The organism is Halomonas sp. CnH100-B (assembly GCF_024124605.1).
Classification (GTDB): domain Bacteria; phylum Pseudomonadota; class Gammaproteobacteria; order Pseudomonadales; family Halomonadaceae; genus Vreelandella.
The window spans coordinates 1-22,312 of record NZ_JAMXRX010000002.1; the positions used below are offsets into that span (position 1 = coordinate 1).

General features: G+C 58.7%; 22 protein-coding genes. 10 read left to right on the top strand and 12 right to left on the bottom strand.

Features of this window, described 5'->3' with window-relative positions; genetic code table 11:
- Positions 1 to 340 precede the first annotated feature (340 nt).
- Complete coding sequence (locus NH398_RS03585) at positions 341 to 1,513, bottom strand: UbiH/UbiF/VisC/COQ6 family ubiquinone biosynthesis hydroxylase (protein WP_253016579.1); 1,173 nt, start codon at positions 1,511 to 1,513, stop codon at positions 341 to 343.
- Positions 1,514 to 1,621: 108 nt separating this feature from the next.
- Here NH398_RS03585 and NH398_RS03590 point away from each other — a divergent pair, with 108 nt between their 5' ends.
- Positions 1,622 to 2,476: an NAD-dependent protein deacetylase gene (locus NH398_RS03590; protein ID WP_253016581.1), complete on the top strand. Its 855-nt coding sequence runs from the start codon at positions 1,622 to 1,624 to the stop codon at positions 2,474 to 2,476.
- Here the strand turns inward: NH398_RS03590 and NH398_RS03595 are convergent.
- On the bottom strand, positions 2,473 to 3,126 hold the full coding sequence (locus tag NH398_RS03595) for a DNA-3-methyladenine glycosylase (protein ID WP_253016583.1): 654 nt from the start codon (positions 3,124 to 3,126) through the stop codon (positions 2,473 to 2,475). The two genes, NH398_RS03590 and NH398_RS03595, sit on opposite strands and share 4 nt — an antisense overlap.
- 70 nt (positions 3,127 to 3,196) lie before the next feature.
- On the opposite strand from NH398_RS03595, the gene NH398_RS03600 reads away from it, so the two are divergent.
- The 4 genes from NH398_RS03600 to NH398_RS03615 all read left to right on the top strand — a co-directional run bounded on the left by NH398_RS03600 (position 3,197) and on the right by NH398_RS03615 (position 6,987).
- On the top strand, positions 3,197 to 4,675 hold the full coding sequence (locus tag NH398_RS03600) for a protein adenylyltransferase SelO (protein ID WP_253016585.1): 1,479 nt from the start codon (positions 3,197 to 3,199) through the stop codon (positions 4,673 to 4,675).
- Between the two features lie 63 nt (positions 4,676 to 4,738).
- Complete coding sequence (gene dinB / locus NH398_RS03605) at positions 4,739 to 5,785, top strand: DNA polymerase IV (RefSeq protein ID WP_253016597.1); 1,047 nt, start codon at positions 4,739 to 4,741, stop codon at positions 5,783 to 5,785.
- 104 nt (positions 5,786 to 5,889) lie between these two features.
- Positions 5,890 to 6,702: an alpha/beta hydrolase gene (locus NH398_RS03610; protein ID WP_253016599.1), complete on the top strand. Its 813-nt coding sequence runs from the start codon at positions 5,890 to 5,892 to the stop codon at positions 6,700 to 6,702.
- Between the two features lie 36 nt (positions 6,703 to 6,738).
- The gene (locus NH398_RS03615) at positions 6,739 to 6,987 is read left to right on the top strand and encodes a YkoF family thiamine/hydroxymethylpyrimidine-binding protein (protein WP_008958845.1); all 249 of its coding nucleotides are present in this window, start codon (positions 6,739 to 6,741) and stop codon (positions 6,985 to 6,987) included.
- Between the two features lie 37 nt (positions 6,988 to 7,024).
- On the opposite strand, the gene NH398_RS03620 is transcribed toward NH398_RS03615, so the two are convergent.
- Positions 7,025 to 7,441, bottom strand: coding sequence for a hypothetical protein (locus NH398_RS03620; protein WP_159341218.1), 417 nt, complete (start codon positions 7,439 to 7,441; stop codon positions 7,025 to 7,027).
- A 120-nt stretch (positions 7,442 to 7,561) separates the two neighbouring features.
- Positions 7,562 to 8,590 (bottom strand): zinc ABC transporter substrate-binding protein, encoded by a 1,029-nt coding sequence (locus NH398_RS03625; protein WP_253016601.1) that lies wholly within the window; start codon positions 8,588 to 8,590, stop codon positions 7,562 to 7,564.
- 112 nt (positions 8,591 to 8,702) lie between these two features.
- On the opposite strand from NH398_RS03625, the gene NH398_RS03630 reads away from it, so the two are divergent.
- The 3 genes from NH398_RS03630 to NH398_RS03640 all read left to right on the top strand — a co-directional run bounded on the left by NH398_RS03630 (position 8,703) and on the right by NH398_RS03640 (position 10,702).
- Complete coding sequence (locus NH398_RS03630; protein WP_253016603.1) at positions 8,703 to 9,449, top strand: metal ABC transporter ATP-binding protein; 747 nt, start codon at positions 8,703 to 8,705, stop codon at positions 9,447 to 9,449.
- Complete coding sequence (locus tag NH398_RS03635; protein ID WP_253016605.1) at positions 9,439 to 10,275, top strand: metal ABC transporter permease; 837 nt, start codon at positions 9,439 to 9,441, stop codon at positions 10,273 to 10,275. Before NH398_RS03630 ends, NH398_RS03635 begins: the two co-directional genes overlap by 11 nt.
- Positions 10,276 to 10,345: 70 nt before the next feature.
- A complete protein-coding gene (locus NH398_RS03640) occupies positions 10,346 to 10,702 on the top strand; it encodes a DUF1826 domain-containing protein (protein ID WP_366070047.1) in 357 nt (118 codons plus the stop codon).
- 354 nt (positions 10,703 to 11,056) lie between these two features.
- Here the strand turns inward: NH398_RS03640 and NH398_RS03645 are convergent, their stop codons facing one another.
- Positions 11,057 to 11,770, bottom strand: a complete 714-nt coding sequence (locus tag NH398_RS03645; protein ID WP_253016607.1) for a metal-binding protein ZinT — start codon at positions 11,768 to 11,770, stop codon at positions 11,057 to 11,059.
- A 122-nt stretch (positions 11,771 to 11,892) separates the two neighbouring features.
- A complete protein-coding gene (gene mapR / locus NH398_RS03650) occupies positions 11,893 to 13,302 on the bottom strand; it encodes a GntR family transcriptional regulator MpaR (protein WP_253016609.1) in 1,410 nt (469 codons plus the stop codon).
- 206 nt (positions 13,303 to 13,508) lie between these two features.
- Here mapR and ccoG point away from each other — a divergent pair, with 206 nt between their 5' ends.
- Together ccoG and NH398_RS03660 are read left to right on the top strand one after the other, a co-directional pair.
- A complete protein-coding gene (gene ccoG / locus NH398_RS03655) occupies positions 13,509 to 14,939 on the top strand; it encodes a cytochrome c oxidase accessory protein CcoG (protein WP_253016610.1) in 1,431 nt (476 codons plus the stop codon).
- Between the two features lie 80 nt (positions 14,940 to 15,019).
- Positions 15,020 to 15,667, top strand: coding sequence for a hypothetical protein (locus NH398_RS03660; protein ID WP_253016612.1), 648 nt, complete (start codon positions 15,020 to 15,022; stop codon positions 15,665 to 15,667).
- Between the two features lie 65 nt (positions 15,668 to 15,732).
- Here NH398_RS03660 and gabT read toward each other — a convergent pair whose 3' ends face one another.
- The 6 genes from gabT to csiR all read right to left on the bottom strand — a co-directional run bounded on the left by gabT (position 15,733) and on the right by csiR (position 22,265).
- A complete protein-coding gene (gene gabT, locus NH398_RS03665) occupies positions 15,733 to 17,007 on the bottom strand; it encodes a 4-aminobutyrate--2-oxoglutarate transaminase (RefSeq protein ID WP_159341225.1) in 1,275 nt (424 codons plus the stop codon).
- A 56-nt stretch (positions 17,008 to 17,063) separates the two neighbouring features.
- Positions 17,064 to 18,002 (bottom strand): sensor domain-containing diguanylate cyclase, encoded by a 939-nt coding sequence (locus NH398_RS03670; protein WP_253016614.1) that lies wholly within the window; start codon positions 18,000 to 18,002, stop codon positions 17,064 to 17,066.
- Complete coding sequence (locus NH398_RS03675; RefSeq protein WP_159341227.1) at positions 18,003 to 18,797, bottom strand: EAL domain-containing protein; 795 nt, start codon at positions 18,795 to 18,797, stop codon at positions 18,003 to 18,005.
- 247 nt (positions 18,798 to 19,044) lie between these two features.
- Complete coding sequence (locus NH398_RS03680; RefSeq protein WP_253016616.1) at positions 19,045 to 20,259, bottom strand: CaiB/BaiF CoA-transferase family protein; 1,215 nt, start codon at positions 20,257 to 20,259, stop codon at positions 19,045 to 19,047.
- A gap of 53 nt (positions 20,260 to 20,312) precedes the next feature.
- Entirely contained in the window at positions 20,313 to 21,491 is a 1,179-nt protein-coding gene (locus NH398_RS03685; protein ID WP_253016617.1) for an acyl-CoA dehydrogenase, read from the bottom strand.
- Between the two features lie 84 nt (positions 21,492 to 21,575).
- Positions 21,576 to 22,265, bottom strand: coding sequence for a DNA-binding transcriptional regulator CsiR (gene csiR, locus NH398_RS03690; RefSeq protein WP_253016619.1), 690 nt, complete (start codon positions 22,263 to 22,265; stop codon positions 21,576 to 21,578).
- Positions 22,266 to 22,312: the final 47 nt, after the last annotated feature.

A 22,312-nucleotide genomic window follows, 5' to 3' on the forward strand; every position in this document is an offset into this window, starting at 1 on the left:
CAGGTTGCCGTCGCGGCTGGCTAGATTCAGAGCCAGCTCGAAGGGCTGGGAGAGGGCTTCACGGTGGGTGAAGTCGACCACGGCGATCTCGTCAATGCCGGGTAGCGTCACGGTAAAGTGCAGTCCGTTGCTGAGTGCCATGCCCATCCTCCTTGGATCATCAACCGCTAATGAGAAACAGTGAGGATAACGGGAGAGTAAGGAAGGGCAACCCCAGATCAGTAAGAAGTGACTATCTCTTACAGGTAAGTAAGCAATGTCTTACAAGATTTTAAGAGATCGCTTACAAAAAGTGGGGTTATGGCTAAAAGCAGCGGAGCGGCAAAACGCTCCGCTGCTTTTAGCCGAACTTAAACGGATTCAACCCATTGGCTTGCTGCATCATCATACGTTTAGCAAAAGGCACTCGCTCGGCCAAGTGCAGGCTGAGATCGCCCAGTTGGCGCAGCGGTTTTGCGCCGGTGAACAGGTGGTGGAAGCTATCGGTGGCGGCAATCATCGCTTGGTTGGCCAGGCGGCGCTGGCATTCGAAGCGGTGCAGGCTGATGTGGTCGCCGGGGTCGCGGCCTTTGATGATCAGCTCGGCCAGGGTGTCGGCGTCGTGTAGGCCGATGTTCAACCCTTGCCCGGCCAGCGGATGCACTACGTGGGCGGCGTCGCCAATCAGCGCGAGGCGTTTGCCGATGTAGCGCTTGGCGTGCTGGCGCTTAATGGGGAAGCTGGCCCTCGCCACAATACGGGTGAGCTTGCCCAGGCGTTGGGGGAAGGTGGTTTCGATGGCGTGCTGGAGCGCGTTGTCGGAGAGCTGTTCGCGGGCTTTGGTGGCTTCATTGCTGTCGTACCACACCAGCGAGGCGCGCTGGCCGGGCAGCGGCAGCATGGCAATCGGCCCTTTGGGGGTAAAACACTGCCAGCTAACGTCCTGCTGGGGCAGCTCGGTCTCGACGTTAATAATCATCGCTCGCTGGTGGTAGTCGTGGCTGGTCACGCCAATGCCTGCCAGCTCGCGCAGCGTAGAGCGCGCACCGTCGGCCCCTACAATCAGCCGGGCGCTTAGGGTTTTGCCGTTATCCAGCTCTAGCATGCGGGCGGTGGTGGCTGCCATGGTGCTCAGCGGGGCGCACTGGGTATAGCAGGTCACGCTGGGCAGTTCTTCCAGGCGCTGCCACAGTGCGTACTGCAAAGCGCGGTTTTCGATAAAAATACCGAAGTCGTTCATGCCGCTCTCTTCGGCGGAGAACACGGAGTGGCCGGTGCCATCCTGATTCGCCACATCGATATGCCGGAACGGGCAGCAGCGCTCGCCGGGCAGTATCGCGCCGCTGGCTTTCACAAACGCGAGCGACCGGGCGTTGAGCGATGAAATACGCAGGTCGTAGTCGCCGCTGGCGGGTTTCGGGGCGCTGCCGCGCTCGACGAGTCCTACGGAAATGCCCGCCTGGCCGAGCCTTGCCGCCAGGGCCGCGCCCACCATGCCGCCACCGACAATAATAATCTCGTGATCCCACTGCATGAGAGGCTCCTTACTCCGCTATCGAGGGCACATTGCATGTGCTTATATTGTCATACAGTATCGTTGACTTGTCGCAGTATTGCCTAGGGTGATCCATTGACGCAGGCCGTGGAAAGTACAGAAAAACGCGAGAGCAGCCAGGTGGCCGGGGAAGCACTGGCCGCTTTCATCAAACGCCACCCCAAACTCTGGGTGATTACCGGGGCAGGGGTGAGTACCGACAGCGGAATTCCCGATTACCGCGATGCCGATGGCCAGTGGAAGCGCCCGCCGCCGGTGCAGCACGGTGATTTCATGAGCTCCTTTGCAGTACGCCAGCGCTACTGGGCGCGGGCGCTGGTGGGCTTCAAAGCCATGCGCGAAGCCCAAGTGAGCGGGGCGCATCGGGCGTTGGCAGAGCTGGAGGCCATGGGCCATGTGGAGTTGCTGGTCACTCAAAACGTGGATCGCCTGCACCAGCGGGCGGGCTCGAAAAAGGTGATCGATCTTCACGGCAGGGCGGACGTGGTGGCCTGTATGGCGTGCGGCTATCAAATGATGCGTCACGCCATGCACAGTGAAATGGCGCGCATGAACCCTGCCTTTGCCGCGCTGGATGCCCGCCACGCGCCGGATGGCGATGCGGATCTGGAAACCGATTTCTCTACCTTCAAAGTGCTGGACTGCCCCCGCTGCAAGGGCATCCTCAAACCGCAGGTGGTCTACTACGGCGATGTGGTGCCCCCGGGGCGGCGGTTGGCGGCCCAGGCGGCGCTGCAGCAAGCTGATGCGGTGCTGGCAGTGGGGACGTCGTTGATGGTCTATTCCGGCTACCGCTTCTGCCGCGATGCCCACGCCATGGGGCTGCCCGTGGCATCGCTCTCGCTGGGTGTGACCCGTGCCGATGCGTTTTTGACTCACCAATGGCGCGCGCCGCTAACGCCGGTGTTGGAGCAAGCGGTGGCGTGCTTGAAGAGCGCTTAACGCGCTTTCGACACCCACGGGTTGCCCTCGCTCCATAGCCGCCAGGGGGCGTCGCGGTCGGCGGGTTGGGCGTAATCGATGCCGACTCTTGGGCCGCTGGCAATCGTACTGGGCGGCTCGCCGGAGGTAATCCACAGGCCGTTCGCCTGATCGCCGTTTTGCGTCATATCGTGGCCGTAGAGGGCGTTATCGATACGCAGTGCCAGAGTCAGTTTACCGGGGCCGTTGCTTAGATTACGCCCCGCCACGCTGCGCCATGCGCGCATGGCAGCCTCGCCGATCATCGGCTCTACCGCTCGAATCAATACCGCGCAGGGGTTGCCTTCCGGCTGGGTGACCACGTTCAGCAGCCAGTGCATGCCGTACACCAAATAGACGTAGGCGTGACCGGGCGGGCCAAACATCGCCTCGGTGCGTGGCGTTCTGCGCCGGTGGGCATGGCAAGCGGAATCTTCCGAACCACGGTAGGCCTCGGTTTCCACAATGCGCGCGGCCATTAGCTCACCATCGAGCTGGCGCACTAGCCAGCAGCCCAGCAGGTCTCGGGCGACTTCCAGCGTATCGCGGTTGTAGAAGGTTTGGGGCAGGGGCGTGAGTGGCCCTTGCTCTATCGGTAACTTAACAGGGGTTAACGTGTCTCTCTGCGGCATGCTATCGCCAATTACTTGAGTAAGCTGCTAGGGTATTCTGTAGGCCATTAATTGAAAAGCGGAGTTGCCCGTGCTGACCTTTGAACACCAGTTTGCCACCCTGCCAGAGCCTCTATGGGTGGCCTGCCAGCCTACGCCCGTGGCGCAGCCCAGCCTGATCGCGTTCAACGATGCCCTGGCCGCGCAGCTAGGTATGCAAACCCGGCCCGACGACGCCACGCTGGCCCAGTGGTTCAGCGGTAACCAGCTGCCGCCGGGTGCAGAGCCTAAAGCGCTGGGCTACGCCGGGCACCAGTTCGGTAACTTCGTGCCGCAGCTAGGCGATGGCCGCGCGCTGCTGTTGGGCGAAGTGGTGGATCAGCAAGGAGTACGCCGTGATGTGCAGCTAAAAGGCAGCGGCCGCACGCCGTTTTCTCGCGGTGGCGATGGCCGCTCACCCCTTGGCCCGGTGCTGCGGGAATACCTGGTGAGTGAATTTATGGCCGCCGTGGGCGTACCCACCACTCGCGCACTGGCTGCCGTCGCCACCGGTGAGCGCGTGGTGCGCCAAATGGCCGAGCCGGGGGCCGTGCTGACCCGCGTAGCCAGCAGCCATATTCGCGTGGGCACGTTCCAGTTTGCCGCCGTTCGCCGCGATGAAGACGCGCTAAAAGCGCTGGCCGACCATGTGATTACCCGCCACTACCCAAAGGCGGCTAACGCTGACGATCCGTACCTGGCGCTGTTGGAGGCGGTGACCGCCCGCCAAGCGACGCTGGTGGCGCGTTGGATGAGCTTGGGCTTTATTCACGGGGTGATGAACACCGACAACTGCAGTATTGCCGGTGAGACCATCGATTACGGCCCGTGCGCGTTTATGGAACAGTTCGACCCACAGAAGGTATACAGCTCCATTGACCAGGGCAGGCGCTACGCCTTCAACAATCAGCCGGGCATTGCCCAGTGGAACCTGGCCCGCTTTGCCGAAACCTTGCTGCCGCTCATGCGTGAAGAGGGCGATGCCGTGGTAGAGCAGGCCACCGAGGTTCTTCGTGGCTTCACCCAGCGCTTTAGCGCCGAACAGCGCCGCCTGCACGCTAATAAGCTGGGCCTTGCCCCGGAAAGCGACCGCGCCGCGCCGCTGATGGAAGCGCTGGAAATCCAGATGCATCAAGGCCGCATGGACATGACCGCGACGTTCGACGCGCTAACACACTATGCGCAAGCGCTGAGAAAGGACTCGTCAGCCCATTCCCAAAAAGAGGCGATGCTAGCGCTGACCACTCAGCCCGGCGGCCTGACCGCTTGGCTGGCCGACTGGGAAAACGCCCAGCAAGCGAGCCAGCAGAGTGAGCGCCTGGAGGCCATGCGCCAAGCCAATCCAGTAGTGATTCCCCGCAACCACCGCATTCAAGAGGTCATCGACGCGGCGGTAGAGGGTGATTTCGCGCCTTTTTACACGCTGCTCGCGGCGGTCACACAGCCCTTTGATGAATCCGAAGAAGCGCGCCGCCTAGCCGCCCCGGCCACGGAAAGCGAGCAGGTGTTGCGCACCTTTTGTGGTACGTAAATGCTGCACACCCTGTGATAAACTGTGCTTTTTTACAGCTAAGGGTGGAGGCAAGGTCGGCCTGTGCGCAAAATTATCCACTGCGACTGTGACTGCTTCTATGCGGCGGTAGAGATGCGCGATAACCCCGCGTTAACCGATATCCCCATTGCCATTGGCGGCAGTGTGGAGCAACGCGGGGTGGTCGCTACTTGCAACTATCCGGCGCGTAAGTTCGGCATCCACTCCGCCATGCCCATGGCTCAGGCGCTCAAACGCTGCCCCCACCTCACGGTGATTCGTGGCGATATGGCGAAGTACAAAGATGTTGCCCGCCAGGTGTTTGCTATCTACCGCGATGTCACCGAACTGATCGAGCCGCTCTCTCTGGATGAAGCCTTTCTGGATGTCTCGGAGGTCACGCTTCACCACGGCAGCGCCACCCGCATGGCTGAAGCCATTCGCCATCGGGTGAAGCAGGAAGTAGGCATTACCGTCTCGGCGGGCGTGGCACCCAACAAGTTTCTCGCCAAGATCGCCAGCGACTGGCGCAAGCCCGATGGGCTATTTGTCATCACGCCAGACGATATCGACGCCTTCGTGCAGCAGCTTCCGGTGAAAAAAATCCACGGGGTAGGGCCGCGCACCGCTGAAAAACTGGCTGAGCTGGGCATTCAGACCGGCGCGGATCTGCGCGCCCGGCCGCTTACCGAGCTGGTAGAGCGCTTTGGCCGCTTTGGCCATCGGCTGCATGAACTCAGCCATGGGCGCGATGAGCGCCCCGTTAAAACCCACCGCGAGCGCAAGTCGATCAGCACCGAGCTAACCTACTCCCAAGACCTACCCACCCTGGAAGCCTGCCGCCGCCAGCTCCCCGAGCTGATTAGCGATTTAGAGCGCCGCTACGCCCGCCTAGACCCGGCACCCGCCGTGCGAGGAGTAATGGTGAAGATCAAATTCAACGACTTCACTCAAACCACCGTCGAACACGCCGACCCCGCCCCCAACTTGGAACAGTTCGAAACCTTGCTGAACGTGGGATGGGCAAGGGGCGAGCGCCCCGTGCGCCTGCTGGGGGTGGGCTACCGCTTGGCGGAAGAGACCGCTGCCCAGCAGCTCTCGCTGTTTTAATTAGCCTGTTAATCCTTGGGTGGATTGACGGGTTTCAGTGCTCGCGTTAAAACAGACGTATGATAGATAGCGCTTCTTCCCGTTAGCCTAACCGCGAGCCTGCCATGCCTGCCGATGCCACCCAACGCCCCCGCTTAGTGTTTGCCCATGCCAACGGCTTTCCCGGTTTGAGCTACCGCAGCCTGTTAGACCCGCTGGCAGAGTCGTTCGATTTACACCCGCTAGATCGGCTAGGCCACCATCCGGATTACCCGGTGAACCACAACTGGGGCAACTTGGTGGAGGAGCTGATTAGCTACCTCCCCGATACCGACGCGCCGCTGCTGGGCGTCGGGCATTCGCTGGGCGGCACGCTGATGGCCATGGCCGCCGACAAGCAGCCGGAGCGCTTTTGTGGCGTGATTATGCTCGACCCGCCGCTGATGCTGGGGCCGGATGCCTGGGCGATGAAAGCGGCCAAGCGGTTTGGGCTGATGGATCGCATTACGCCGGCGGGTAAAACCAAAGGGCGGCGCAGCGTGTGGCCCAGCCGTGAGGCGATGGCGAACTCATTACGGCGGCGTGGTTTGTTTCGTGGCTTTACCCCTGAGGCGCTCAACGACTACATTGAAGCAGGCACGCGGCTTTTAGATGACGGTAGCGCCGAGCTGACCTTTGACCCGCGCATCGAGCTGGAGATTTTCCGCCACCTGCCGGATCACCTTTCCAACTTGCCGCAGCGCGTAGGCGTACCCATTCAACTGGTGGCGGGGCAGCAGTCGCACTTGATGACACCTTCACGGCTCAAGCGCATCGCTCGACGCGGGCTGCCGGTGAGTATGGTGCCTGGCACGCACATGTTCCCGATGGAGCACCCAGAAGAGACGCGCTCGGCGATACTGGCCGCGTGGCAGCAGTTTCAAACGGTACAGCCATAGAAGCAATGCAGCCATAGAGGCGATTAAGGAGACGATATGTACCTTTCCGTACAGCTGAGCTACTACCCGCTGGCCGATGATTTCAAGCCCGTGGTGAAAGAGGTGGTCAAACGTTTAGAGGCCACCGGGCTGGAAGTTCACCCCAACCGAATGAGCACCCAGGTGTTTGGCGAGTTCGATGAGGTAATGGCGGCACTGAGCGACGTGATGAAATGGTCGTTCGAGACCCACGGCAAAGCCGTGTTTACGGCTAACTTTTTAGAGGGTGACCGGCGGCCCCGGTAAATCCCTCCATGGCTGGCCTAACGTCATCCAACCCAGCCTAGCCGTTGCCACCTGCCTCGAAGGGCGTGTTGCTGATGAAGCGGTTGCGCCAATCAGCGCGCCACTGCGGCATACCGATGGAGAAACGCTGCGCCTGTTTATCGAAGCGCACCCAAACGATGGCGTCCAGGTAGCGGCTATCCTCCGATGTTTTCGAGAAGTCGATGTGCTGCGTGGCGAAAAGCGGCGTGCGGTAAACGGTCGAGGGCGTTTGCCGGTCGATGATGCGCAGGTAAGCGACGCCGCCCAACGGAGCAAGCAGCCCGGTTACCCTCACGGATTCGATGACGTAACCGCCCATCGGGCTAACCACCGAGACGCTGGCAGGCGCCTGCAGGGTGCTGTAAAGGCTTGTACCGAGGCCGAAGAGGGCGAGCAGCGCTATCCCAAACGCGACGAGAACCGCTTTTTTCATATGTACGCTTTTTCCTTGGTCAGCCATGCCAGCCCGACTTCTTTCCCCTACTGACTAACGTAACGCTGCGCGCAGCACGCCATTCGCAGCGCTACGTTTTGATCACTTACGAGACGAGTATTACGCACTTTCAGCACGCGTGCAGCGCGTTATCTCATCGGCTAGCTGCTCCAGTAACGCCGCATACAGTCCCGCATCCAGCGTCAAGCCCACGCCAAGAGGGTCCATCACGCCCAAGTATGCTGACGTATCGCCAAACACGTTGTTGACCATCTGCGGGTTGAACTGCGGTTCGCTGAAGACACACTGAATATTCTCTTCATTGACCAGCGTTTGTAACGCCTCGATGCGTGCTGGGCTGGGTGCAGACGCGTCGCCGATGGAAATGGCCCCCGCGGCCTGAACGTTAAAGGCTTCCTCGAAATACTGGTAGGCATCGTGGAACACGATGAAGCGGGTGTCGGCGCTGTGGGCGAGGCGCTCCTGAAGCTTTTGTTCCAGCGCGATCAGCGCGTCTTGTCCTTGTGCAGCATTGTCACGGTAGGCGGCAGCGTTATCCGGGTCGAGGTCGCTTAGCTGGTCGGCGATCGCCGTGAGCCACTGGCGCGCGTTCGAGGGTGATAGCCAAGCGTGCGGGTTCGTGCCGGTATGGCTGTGATGATGGCCGTGGTGATCTTGGTGATCTTGGTGATCTTGGTGATCTTGGTGATCGTGGTGGTCATGAGACTTGGCATGCGGATGTTCATGGTCATGCTTATGCTCGTGAGCTTGCCCCTCATCCAGCGTGAATGTCGCTTCTTCGCGGTATGCCAGTGTGGTGATGCCGGGCACGTCCATCAGCTCTAGGTGGTGTGCGTCTCCCGCTAAATGTTCTACCGGTCCTTCCAGCCAAGGGGTGAGCGAATCGCTGACCCATATCACCAGATCCGCACTGTCCAGCGCGCTGGCTTCCGAGGGGCGCAGCGAATAGCCGTGGGGAGAGGCGCCAGGCTGAATGAACAGCTCGGGCGTGCCCACGTCGCCCATGACGGTCGCCACCAACGAGTACACCGGGGGAATATCTACCGCGACGCGAGGCACTTCCGCCGAGGCTGCTAGGGGAAAGGCCGTCAGTAATGGCAGCGCGAAGTACGTTAAGCGGTATGGCATGGGAGCTCCTGATGAAACGGGGGTGAGTGAACGAGACAAGGAGGGACATTCGAGTATCGCTTGTCTTTATATTTATGTTATAACATAACAAATACGTCAAGAGCGGATGGCTATGATGTCACTTGCATCTTCCCCCCATCGTGAAGCGGTACTTAGCGTTCGTCAGTTGAACGTTCGCTTCGGTGGGCAGCAGATTCTCGAGAATATTCACTTCGATCTGTTTCGTGAGCAGGTGCTCACGTTAATCGGCCCTAACGGTTCGGGCAAATCGACGCTGGTGAAAACCTTGATCGGTGCGGTGAAGCCCACCTCGGGCAGTGTCACCCTCGCTCCACAACAGCGCATTGGGTACGTACCCCAGCGGCTCCATTTGGATGTGACGCTGCCGATGACGGTCCAGCGCTTCATCAACTTGCCGCGCCGCCATTCTCGTCAAGAGATCGACGGCGCGCTAAAAGACGCCGGGGCCGAGGCGCTTTTGCAGGCCAATATGAGCGATTTGTCTGGCGGGCAGTTGCAGCGCGTGCTGCTGGCGCGAGCGCTCCTGGTCAAGCCCGACATCTTGATTCTCGATGAGGCGACGCAAGGTCTCGACCACCGAGGAACGGCGGCGTTTTATCGCCATATCGAACGCGTTCGCCACACCTACGGCTGCGCCGTGCTGATGGTCAGTCACGACCTGCACGTGGTGATGCAGACCGCCGATCACGTGCTTTGTCTCAATCGCTGTGTCTGTTGCCAGGGTAAGCCTGAGCACGTGGCCTCGACGCAGGATTATCGCTCGCTGTTCGGTGATCAAGCCGCACAAACGCTGGCGCTCTATCATCAGCAGTCTCAGGAGGCCGCCTATGCTGGATGATTTTATGTGGCGCGCCCTGTTGGCGGGCATGCTCGTGGCCATGGCGGCCGCACCGCTGGGTTGCTTCGTGGTGTGGCGACGCATGGCGTATTTTGGCGACGCGACGGCCCATGCGGCCATCCTGGGCGTTGCGCTGTCGCTGTTGATGAATATCTCGATTTTCCTCGGTGTGCTGACGGTAGCACTGCTGATGGCGACCTGTGTCTCTTTACTGAGCGGTCGTGGCTACGCCATGGATACGCTGCTCGGCGTGATGGCTCACTCGGCGCTGGCAGTGGGGCTGGTGGCCGTGTCGTTTCTCACCGGGGTGCGTATCGACCTTCACGCATATCTGTTCGGCGATATTTTGGCCGTTGGCAAACAGGATCTTTGGGTCATCAGCGGTGGCGTGGCGCTGGTGTTGCTACTGCTGTACTGGCGCTGGTCGCCTTTGCTGGCGGCGACGCTCAGCGAGGAGCTGGCTTACGCCAGTGGCATTCAGCCGCGTCGTGAACAGTTAGTGCTCACCCTGGCACTGGCCGTGGTGGTGGCCGTCGCGCTGAAAGTCGTGGGCGTCTTGCTGATCGCCGCGCTATTGATCATCCCCGCCGCGACCGCACGCCCGTTTTGCCGGACGCCCGAAGCCATGGCGATGGTAGCCGTTGGGGTCGCCATGCTGGCGGTCGTGACAGGGCTCAAAAGCGCCTACCTGCTGGATACCCCCACCGGCCCGACCATCGTCTCCCTGGCTGCCCTGCTATTCACATTGGCAACGCTGACGTCTCACGTTTGGCGCGTTTTTCGTCAGCGCCTTGCACCAGAGACTTACAAGGTTCCCATGCGCTAAATCAGTCGGGCGGACAGCGGGCCTTTGGGGCGGCTCGTCGCCACGCGCTAGCGCTTATATCGCCGACGCGGTGGCCTTTTTATTCGAGACGCGTACCGTCGGTCTTCGCTTACGCCTGCTTAACAGTGCCATGTGCCCGCGCTTTCACTGCGACAACCTGCCGGTGCGCCTCGTTACGACCTATGTTGGGCCCGGTAGCGAATGGTTACCGGAGTACGCCATCAATCGTACAGGGCTGGGGGCGCCGCACCCCGATAAACCCGAGATTGCCACTGACACTGCCGCCATCCAACGCCTTGCGCCCGGCGATATTGGTTTGATCAAGGGCAGCGGCTGGGTTGGCAGCGAAGAGCGTGGGTTGGTGCATAGAAGCCCTGCACTCGAAAATGGCCATAAACGCCTGCTAATGAGCATCGATCCCGCGTAAGTCTCTTGACGACGGTGAGAGGATCGGTAAGCCATGAGCTTGGCAGGCGGATATGAAAGCCCACTGCCAGGCGCTATAACGAAGCGAAGAGTGCCAGGAAAATACGAGCACCATGAGTGCCAAGCTAGATGGGGGCTGGATGTATGCAGGATTCAGCGTTCCTTTCTATTCGTCTACTCACGGGCTTTCTCGGCAGAAGCAAGATGAAAGTGGAGCAAGATGAAAGTGGAGCACATTGAAAGCTTGCACGCTCATCATGCCGCGGCGCGTAGCAAACGGTGGGGATAAAATGAGAGCGCTGGCGGGGGCCGCCAGCGCTCAAGGAGGGGTATCTCATGGAAAAAATGAGTGAGATTAGTGAGACAGCATCTCATCGACAATCTCTTCACCACTGAGCGATGAAGCGTAGTAGGTTGGCCAGTTGGTCACTTCCTCCAACAGCGCCTCACGATCATCTCCCCAGTACAGGTGGTAGTGGTGTGCAGCCGTCGGATAGATGCTGTGGTCGCTGAACTGAAGGTAGCGGGGGAGTTCGTCATCGGCTTCTTCTGCGAGTTCGAAGATGAAGCGAACACCTCGGTTGCCGGCTTCGTAATTTAGAATCTCGTAGCCATCGTAGTGGTAGTCGCCGGTCATCGGCTCGCCGTTGGTAAAGAAGGTGACGCTGCTTCCATCGATGACGATCCGCTCTACATCAGTGGCGTAACCGGTATCGTAGTACGCTTTGTACTCCTCGGCGCTTTTGTCTCCCTCCTCGGCCTTATGGGCGAAAACAGGGTCTAACGTGCCGTCCAACAAATAAGGATAAACGGACTGCCAGTCGCCTTCCCAATCGGTAAGCGGGCGATCGGCAATTTGGTCATCGTCAAAGTAGCCCGCATAGATATCGTTATCATGCGAATGGTCATGGTCATGGTCATGAGCGTGCGCGTCGCTGTGGCTATGGTCATGATCATGATCATGACTATGGTCGTGATTATGGTCATTGGCCTGGGTGACTTGAGCGCAGGTCAGGAGTGCAATGCTGAAGGCCAGCGTGCTGATTTTCGGGTTAGCAAGTACAAACATGACTCATTCTCCATATTGGCGGTATTTGATTATGTTATAACATATCTTTAAAGGGTTTCAATAGAGCGGAATCAATGATCTAGGGCCATCGTTTGTTTACGTTGGGAATGTGTCCACTGGACTTAGATCTGGCTCAACAACTTACCTAGCGTTTCCATCCCCCGTTCGCTGCGCTGGGTCCAGGGGTGGCCATAGCTTAAGCGAATGCAGTGGCGAAACTGTTGGGTCGCGGAGAAAATGGGCCCTGGCGCGAGGCTAACGCCATGGTCGAGCGCTGTGCGAAACAGCTGCAGCGAATCCACGTGTTCGGGAAACTCCACCCAAAGGAAATAACCGCCCGCAGGTCGGGTGATGCGCGTATGCGCTGGGAAGTAGCGATCTGCTGCCGCCAGCATGCTGGTTTGTTGAGCTTCTAAGGCATGGCGAAGCTTGCGCAAATGGCGGTCGTAGCCACCGTGTTGTAAATAGTCAGCAATGGCAGCCTGGGCGGGGATAGAGGGGGAAATGGTGGTCATTAGTTTTAGCCGCGAGATCTCCTGGGCATAACGCCCGCCCGCTACCCAGCCCACCCGATAGCCGGGTGCCAAGCACTTCGAGAAAGAGCTGCAGTGAATCACCAAGCCCTCATCATCAAAAGCCTTAACGGGGGCGGGTGGCGTGCTGCCAAAATAGAGCTCGGCATACACGTCATCCTCTAGCATGGGCACTTGGTGCTGCTTTAATAATTGGTAAAGCACCTGCTTGCGCTCGTTGCTTAGGCTGGCGCCGAGGGGATTCTGCAGATGGCTCATAAACCAGCAGGCTTTGATGGGCAGCGTGGCCAATCGCTCTGCCAGCACGTCTAGGTCAATCCCTTCCCGAGGGTGAACCGGAATTTCCACCGCGCGCAGTTTGAGCCGCTCCAACACCTGCAGGCTGGCATAAAAAGCAGGCGACTCAACCGCGACCAAGTCCCCCGGCTGGGTCACGCACTGTAGGGCTAGATTGAGCGCCTCCATTGCGCCATTGGTAATCACCAGTTCGTCCATCGGCAGTTGAATGCCGCCCAGCATGTAGCGCAGAGCAATCTGCCGGCACAGGTCGGTATGTCCGGTGGTCATATCGGCCACCACCTGTTGGGGCGAAAGCGCCCGCAAGCCGCGTGTCATGCTGATACTCAAGCGAGAGAGTGGAAACAGCTCAGGGCTAGGAAAAGCCGAGCCAAAAGGCACCGTTTGATCATCCTGCAGTGAGTCCAGCACTGAAAACACTAGCTCGCTGACCTTCACTTCCGCTGGATCGGTGGGGTGTAGCGTGACGCGGGGTTCGTTGGTCAATCGCCGCGCATGTTCACGAACAAAGTAGCCCGAGCGCGCCCGTGCACTGATAAGCCCCTGGTTTTCCAGCAAGTAGTACGCCTGAAACACTGTCGAGGGGCTAATGCCGTGATGGCGGCTCGCTTGGCGCACTGACGGAATGCGCTCGCCTGGGCCCAGTACGCCTTGGCGAATCAGCGTTGCTATCTCATCGGCAAACTGTTCATAGCGTTTCATGGCATAAACCTGCAGGTGCTTGGCGCGGGTGCTTAGTGGGATCAACAGAATCGATACTCTCAATCAAAAGCATATCAAAACTGATACGGCTTTTTTCTCTAAAACTGCATCTGTTTTAGTGGTTGGCTGGGAGAGCATAGTAGCGGCTCATTCGGTGACGCCCCTCGACCGTATAGATCGCCACTCCCTCTTTTCTGGATATCGGTATGACGCAACGCATTCCACTGCAAGACCTAACCACCGATGCAGCCGTTGAACAACATTCGCCTCAGGCGAAACCTACGGGTCGCTCGCCCTCTAAATCCGGGCATATCTATGTGCGAGAAATACAGGGCTTTTTTCAGCGCATAAGGCGTTATTCCAACTGGCTGCTGATAGCGCTTTATGTGGGCTTGCCTTGGCTTCAGTGGGGTGACCGCCCCATGGTGTGGTTTGACCTCTCTGCCCAGGAGTTTCATCTCTTTGCGGCGACGTTTTATCCCCAAGACTTTATTCTACTGACCTGGATTTTGGTGCTGTGCGCGTTTGGTCTGTTTTTGATCACGGTGGCGGCGGGGCGAGTGTGGTGTGGCTATAGCTGCCCACAAAGCGTATGGACGTTTCTGTTTATTTGGTTCGAGCACCGTCTAGAGGGGCCAAGGCACCGTCGGATACGTCGCGACAACGCATCTAACACGCTGGGGTCGTTATGGCGAAAAGGCGCTAAACATACCGCTTGGCTACTGATCGCATTGGTAACGGGCGTCACCTTCGTGGGCTATTTTACGCCGGTGGGTGAGCTCGTAAGGGATCTACTCAGTCTCGAGGTCCACCCTTGGGCGCTGTTCTGGATCGGCTTTTTTACCCTGTTTACCTACCTGAACGCTGGCTGGTTGCGCCATCAGGTGTGCCTGCACATGTGCCCCTATTCACGCTTTCAGTCGGCCATGTTTGATAGCCATACGCTGATTGTTTCTTACGATCCCGCCCGTGGTGAGCCCCGTCGTGGCCACCGAAAAGAGGTTGCGGAAGCGGCTGTTGGGGGCTGTATTGATTGCGAACTGTGCGTGCAGGTGTGCCCCACGGGGATCGATATTCGTGATGGCCTGCAGTATGAGTGTATTGGCTGCGCGGCGTGTATTGATGCCTGCGATAGCGTGATGGCGCGTATCGATAAGCCGCTGGGCCTGATTCGCTATACCACCGAGCGCGCGCTAGAGGGCAAACCTACGCGGTTTTGGCGACCTCAGCTGTTGGCCTATACGGTGGCGCTGCTTTCTATGGTGGTTTTGTTGATTGGTTTCTTGAATGCCCGGGTGCCTATAGATGTAGAGGTCGCCCGAGATCGTCAGGCGTTGTTTGAAAGCACGGCCGAGGGGCGCATTATCAACTACTACACCGTGACGCTGCGCAATCAAGATACGAAGGAGCACCAGTACGCGCTATCCGCCACCGGCTTGCCCGGCCTGCGTTTACAAGGGGCTGACACATTCGTCTTGGCCGCTAATGAAACGAGGCAGTTACGCGTGGCGCTCAATGCGGACGCGTCAGCGTTGACCCAGCCGAGCCACCCGGTGGTGCTGCACATTGCTGCGTTAGATGAGCCTTCGATCTCCTCTAACATCGAAACGCGGTTTTTAGGATCGACCCGTCAGTAAGAGGGAGGCTAGGTGGGTTTGAGAATAAGTGGGTGTGAGGCTAAGTAGATTTAAGGATAAGTAAGAATGAGGATAGATAAATGATAACCGTGCTGATTTTCTTGATGATATTCGTGGGCGTAACAGCCGCTTGGTACCAGATTTACCAAATGCACTTCAATATCAATACGCCTAACGATGTGAAGCTTTCGGGTCATAAAAGTAGGCAGCTGGATACGCTCACGGCCGCTCAGCAAACGTCGTCGGATGAGGCCGATGCGTCACGCTTTGAAGAGGCGGCAACGCGCATCTTTGGGCGTGGATTTAACATGGATGCCCTTCGCATTGCGTTCTCTCAGGAGGGGCGAGCGGCCTATGGGCTGCCGCTTCTGCGCCGTCAGAGAAAACTCGCTCGTCCTTCGCCGCATCAGGCAGGAGAGGGCGGTGTTCGCGTGCGTCATCTGCGGTTGTTCAAGACGCGCTTGCCGTCTATCAACGTCAGGAATGCGTTCATTCTGGCGGTGATCGCAAACTGTGGGTTGGTTCAGCTATTGGCGGCGATGAGTGTGTATACCATTCACTACTCAGTCGACGTATCGGCGTTCGCGTGGGTCAATCAGCCGGTGATGATCCTATCGGCGATATGGGGCGTGGTGGTCTTGAATGTCCTGATCTTCAAGCTGGATGCCTATCTGCATGATCTTTACCAGGTAAGAGAGTTGAATCGGCGGGCGCCCCTATTCCGCTAACGACATAAGACGCATAAAAACGACAACGCCGCCCAGTGGGCGGCGTTGTGGGTGGTGCAGAGCGCTTAGATCAGCGATTCCAGGCAGGATTCGATGATATCCAGGCCTTCGTTCAGCACGTCGTCTTCGATGGTGACCGGCATCAAAAAGCGGATGGTGTTGCCGTACATACCGCACGAGAGCAGGATAAGGCCCTCTTCGCGGGCTTTCTTGCACAGCGCTGCCGCCAGTTCCGGGTTCGGCGTGCGGTCGGTTTTGTTGTTGACCAGCTCAAATGCTGCCATGGCGCCCATGTTGCGCACGTGGTCGATGCAATCAAACTTGCCCTGCCACTCGTTGAAGCGCGCGGCCAGTTTTTCGCCCAGTGCCTGGCTCTTCTCGAGGATGTTCTCCTCTTCGAAGACGTCCATTACCGCCAGCGCCGCCGCACAGGCGGTGGGGCTGCCGGTGTAGGTGCCGCCTAGGGAGTTCGGGCCAGAGGCGTCCATGATGGTGTCGGTGCCGACGACGGCAGAGATCGGCATGCCGTCGGCCATACTCTTGGCCATGGTCATCATGTCCGGTTCCACGCCGCTGTGCTCGATGGCGAACATCTTGCCGGTACGGCCAAAGCCCGACTGCACTTCGTCGATGATCATCAGCATGCCGTGCTCATCGCAAATCTCACGGATCTTTTCGAGGAAGCTCTTCGGCGCGGGATAAAAACCGCCTTCACCCAGCACCGGCTCAAGAATGATCGCAGCGGTGTCTTTCGGGTTCGCGTCGGTTTTCAGCGCCATTTTCAGGCCGCGAATCGCTTCGTCTTCGCTGACGCCGTGGTAAGGCACGGGGTAGGGCGCACGGAAGACGGTGCCCGGCATCGGGCCGAAATCGGTTTGGTAAGGGGCGACCTTGCCGTTCATCGCCATGGTGTAGAAGGTACGGCCATGGTAGCCACCGTCAAAACAGATGACATTAGAGCGACCGGTAGCGGCGCGGGCGATCTTCACCGCATTTTCCAGCGCTTCAGCACCGGAGTTCGCCAGCATGACTTTGGCGTGACCACGTACAGGGACGATGTGGCTCAGCTTCTCGGCCACTTTGACGTAACCTTCATAGGGCATGACCGTTTGGCAGGTGTGCATCACCTTATCCAACTGGGCTTTCACGGCTGCCACGACTTTCGGGTGACGATGCCCTACGTTCAAGACGCCGATGCCGCCAGCGAAGTCGATAAAGCGGTTGCCGTCGGCGTCCCAGATCTCAGCGTTTTCGGCGCGATCCGCAAAGGCGGTAGCGGGGCTTGCAGCGCCCGCAGCGACGTATTTCTGCTTTAGTTCGTTTAGCTCGGCATTGCTCATGACTCAGCTCCTTTAAGGATAGGGTGTTGCTTTAGCATAGTGCGCAATAGCGTTGATCACACTGATGACGATGCGATGACAATCCGGTTGCGCCCTGCTTGTTTCGCCTGATACATCGCTTTATCCGCGCGATCAAGCATTCGAGTACTCGACGCTTCAATGTAACATGCGATGCCCGCCGATAGGGTCACGGTCAGCTCATGTTCGGTGTAAGGCGTTTGCTCGACCTTTTGGCGGATGCGCTCCATGGCAATATGCGCCGAATCCGCATCGACCTCCGGCATGATGATCAAAAACTCTTCGCCTCCCAGGCGGACCTGGAAGTCGGTTTCCCGCAGCTGTTGATTGACGACCCGGGTCAGCTCTTGGAGCACGCTGTCGCCGGTGCTGTGGCCGTAGGTATCGTTGATGTTCTTGAAGTCATCCAAATCGAACAGCACGATACTGAGCTGATTGCCGTAGCGGCGGCAGCGCTCTAGGGCTTCGTCCAGCTTGGCGAGCCCTTGGCGACGGTTGAGCAGCCCGGTGAGTTCGTCGTGGTGGGCCAAATATTCCAGGCGCTCGTTGGCTTGTTTCAAGCGCTCTTCGAGCAGCTTACGCTGGGTGATATCGACGATGAAGGTAACCTTGCGAGAAGCACCGTCGTCGCCCTCGATGCGGGCAGCTTCGGCGATGATGGTGCGGGTTTCGCCGTTTTTACAGCGCACTTCCCACTCTTGGCGAAGCTCATGGGTTTCATCGCCTTGAATGAAGTCATCGTGTAGCAGGCGCATGTGTGAGCGGTACGCTTCGGGCACCACGAGCGTGAAGTGCTGGCCGATCAGCTCCTCTTCCCGATAGCCGTAGAACTGGCAGTAGGCCGGATTGACCATCTCGAAATTCCCGTGAGGGTCGGTAATGCAGATGCCCAGTGGTGCGGTCTTGATCACGTTCTCCGTATTGCGTTTGGAACGGTTGACCAACTGGTAGAGATGGTCCGTGCTCATGCTTGTCATTCAGCTCTCCGTGCTTAGCTGGGCCTCTGACCGCAACGCTTCAAGCAGTGGTGTCAATTCGGTGCCCAGTTTGCCAATGGCGGGTTTGGCGTAATAAAAGCCCTGCTGGCGAGTAATGCCCGCCCGGGCGAGCCATAGGGCTTCAGCTCGGGTCTCTACCCCTTCGGCAATCAGCGTCATGTCGAGTTCGGCGGCGAGCAAAATAATGGCATTGAGCAGTGCTTGGCGACGGGGGTCATGGTCGCACTGCATGACCAGCTCGCGGTCGATTTTCAGCTTGTCCGGGGCAAGGTCGGTGAGCAGGTCCAGGTTGGCATAGCCGTTACCGAAGTCGTCGAGAGCCGTTTTAAACCCCATGGTGCGGTAAGCGTCGATGATATTGCACAGGTGCTGCCGGTCGCGCACTCGCTCGGTTTCGGTAATCTCGAAAATCAGCTTGTCCATCGGCCAGCCTACCCGCTGGGAGACTTCCAGCGTGGCCTGAATGCACGCTTCTGGCTCGTAAACCGCGTTGGGCAGAAAGTTGATGGAGAGATCCGTGGTCATACCCAGCTCACTGGCGAGCTCGATGGCTTTGACGCGGCAAGCTTGATCGAAGCGGTAGAGCAGCTCATCGGTGACTTGAGAAATGACGCTCCAGGCAGACTCGCCATTGATCCCCCGCACCAAGGCTTCATGGGTGACCACGCGGGCCAGCCGAACATCGACGATGGGTTGGAACGCCATCGTGAAATCAAAAGGCAGTTCCCCTTCACAGCGTTTACACGTGCCGTTCACCCGTGCGCAGTTGCCCATAACGTCTCCTGAAGTGTTCGCTCGCGCTCGCTTGCGTGGCAGAAATACCGCGCACTGATGTCGTCAAAAGCCTGAGTATGTGAGTGTTTTCTAAACAAATAGTGAAATAAGCCGTAGTCGCAGTCTAGCCGCTCATGCTCTTTCTGTATAGGTTTTGTATAGAGAACTATGGGCAGTGCGGGAGCGGATTCCCCAATGAAAAACGCCCCGCAGGGCGTTTGGAGAGCGGCGTGATGCCTCGAGCGGCCTAAATGATGCCTGCTTGACGCAGCGCCAGGCGCTGTTCATCGGTAATGCCGATGGCATCCAGCACGCTGTCCGTGTGTTCGCCCAGGGTTGGCGGTGCGGTACTGGCGCTGATCGATTCGCCGTTGATACGAATCGGGTTCGCCACCAAGTGCACTTCTCCCGCCAGGCGATGGGGCAGCGTTTGCTTTATGCCTCGGGCTTTCACATGGGGGTCGTCGAAGACGCGATCTAGGGTGTTGATTGGCCCGCAGGGCACGCCCACCGCTTCAAATGCTGAGAGCCACGTATCCGTAGGCTGCGATGCTAAAGCGAGTTCTAACATTGGCACCAGCGTCTCGCGATGCTGCACACGGCTACCGTTGGTGGCAAAGCGTTCATCTTGCGCCAACTGCGGCTGATCGATCACTTGGCAGAAGCGCTTGAACTGCTCGTCGTTGCCCACCGCCACGATCATATGACCATCCGCCGTGGCAAACGCCTGGTAGGGCACGATATTGGGATGCGCGTTGCCCAACCGCTGAGGCACCTGACCAGAGGTCAGGTAGTTCAGCGCCTGGTTCGCCAGCACGCCTACCTGAACATCCATCAGGGCCAAATCAATGTGGCAGCCTTCGCCGGTGTCGCGGCGCTGGTAGAGCGCGGCCAGCACTGCGTTGGCGGCATATAGGCCGGTAAAGATATCGGTAAAGGCCACACCGCTTTTGACCGGGCCGCCACCGGGCTCACTATCCGGCTTGCCAGTCAGGCTCATGATGCCGCCCATGGCTTGAATCATGAAGTCATATCCCGCCCGGTGGGCGTAGGGGCTTTCCTGGCCAAAGCCGGTGATCGAGCAGTAAATAATGCCGGGGTTAATCGCCTTTAAACTGGCGTAATCCAAACCGTACTTCTTTAGCCCGCCAACTTTGAAGTTCTCCAGCACCACATCCGACTGAGCGGCGAGCTGTTTAATCAGCGCTTGGCCTTCGGGCTTGGCCATATCTACCGTCACCGAGCGCTTACCGCGATTGGCGCACAGGTAGTACGCCGATTCAGTGCTGCCGGAGAGCCACGGAGGCCCCCAGTGGCGCGTGTCATCGCCGCTTTGGGGGCGCTCGATTTTGATCACCTCGGCCCCCATGTCGGCCAGCATCTGCCCGCACCATGGGCCTGCCAGCACCCGAGAGATATCGAGGACTTTAATGCCTGCCAGGGGCTTTGCGGCTATGCTCATTGGGCGCCTCGTGAGTGGTGATCGATTCGTTAATATGCGTTAGTCGGTATGGATTAGAAGAAGGACTGAATGCCGGTTTGCGCGCGGCCCAGAATCAGGGCGTGCACATCGTGGGTACCTTCATAGGTATTCACGGACTCCAGGTTCACCATGTGACGAATCACGCCATACTCGTCAGACACGCCGTTACCGCCGTGCATATCGCGGGAAACGCGGGCGATATCCAGCGCTTTACCGCAGTTGTTGCGCTTGATCAGCGAGATCATCTCCGGTGCCCAGTTGCCGCTGTCCATCAAGCGACCCACCTGCAGAGCGGCTTGAAGGCCCAGGGTGATCTCCGTCTGCATATCGGCCAGTTTTTTCTGAATGAGCTGGTTGGCGGCGAGCGGGCGGCCAAACTGCTTGCGGTCCAGAGTGTACTGGCGAGCAGCGTGCCAGCAGAATTCGGCGGTGCCCATCACGCCCCAGGCAATGCCGTAGCGGGCTTTGTTCAAGCAGCCGAAGGGGCCTTTCAGGCCGCTAACGTTAGGCAGCAGGTTCTCTTCAGGAACGAAGGCGTTGTCCAGCACGATCTCGCCGGTGATCGAGGCACGCAGCGACACTTTGCCTTCGATTTTCGGGGTGGAGAAGCCTTCGGTGCCGCGCTCAACAATAAAGCCTTTAATCTGGTTGTCGTGGGCGGCAGATTTCGCCCATACCACGGCAATATCGGCAATCGGGCTGTTGGTGATCCACATTTTCGCGCCGGTCAGGCGGTAGCCGCCATCGACCTTTTCCGCGCGGGTGATCATGGAGCCTGGGTCGGAGCCGTGGTCGGGTTCGGTCAGGCCAAAGCAGCCGACCATCTCGCCGCTGGCCAGCTTGGGCAGGTACTTCTGCTTCTGCTCTTCAGAGCCGTAGGCTTCAATGGGGTACATCACCAGCGACGACTGCACGCTCATGGCTGAGCGGTAGCCGGAATCGACACGCTCTACTTCGCGGGCAATCAGGCCGTAGGCCACGTGGTTCACGCCTGCACCGCCGTACTCCGGGGAAACCGTCGCGCCCAAGAGGCCCAGCTCGCCCATCTCGTTCATGATCTGACGATCAAAACGCTCTTCACGGAAGGCACTGAGCACGCGTGGCTGCAGATTTTCCTGGCAATAGTCGTGAGCCGCATCGCGGATCTGGCGCTCTTCATCGGTGAGCTGGCTTTCCAGCAGTAGCGGGTCGTCCCAGTTGAAGCGTGTCATGGCGTGAACTCCGAATAGTGATCTTGTTGCGTCCAATGTATCGCCGTTATTTAAAAATTTCTACATTTTTTTAAAACGCAGAATTTAATCGATACCACGAGCTTGAAGCACCCGGGTAATGATCGGCACCGGCGTCATGAGATGGTCACGCATCAGGTTGGCGGCTTGCTCGGCGTTGCGCGCCAGAATCACGTCGACCAAAGCGGCATGCTCCTGGCGTTTGGTGTCAAGGGCTTGGGGCGACATCACGGTCTCTTGCAGCCATAAGTGGCGGTAACGCTCTACCTGATCGAAGAGGGTATCGCGCATTTGCAGCAGGTGCGGCGAGTTACAGCCGCTGGCGATGGCGGTGTGGAATGCTTTGTGGCGTAAATCCCAGCCGTCCAGCAGCTCATCGGGGGAACTGACCTCGGTGACCTTGGCCAACCGGTGGGCAGTAGCCAGCACGTTCGCTTCCCAATCGTCATCGCCGCGCTCGATCGCCAAGCGCAAAATCAACCCTTCTAACTGGGCGCGGGCATCGTAGATATCGTTCAGCTCGGCCAGCGACATCGCCGCCACCCGATAGCCGCGCTGGCTAATCGCTACCACTAAACGGTCGGCCACCAGTTGGGAAAGCGCTTCGCGCAGCGGCCCTGTGCTCACCCCGTAATACGCTTTTAAGCGGCTCATCAAGAGCTTCTCTTCCGGCGCGTAACGGCCGCGAATGATATCGTGCTTTAGCGCGTGGTAGGCGCTAATCGCGAGGTTTTGGCGCGGCGCATCGTGCTCCATAAGAACTCCTTAGACCAAGGTTCGTTAGACCAATGTAGGGGCGTGGC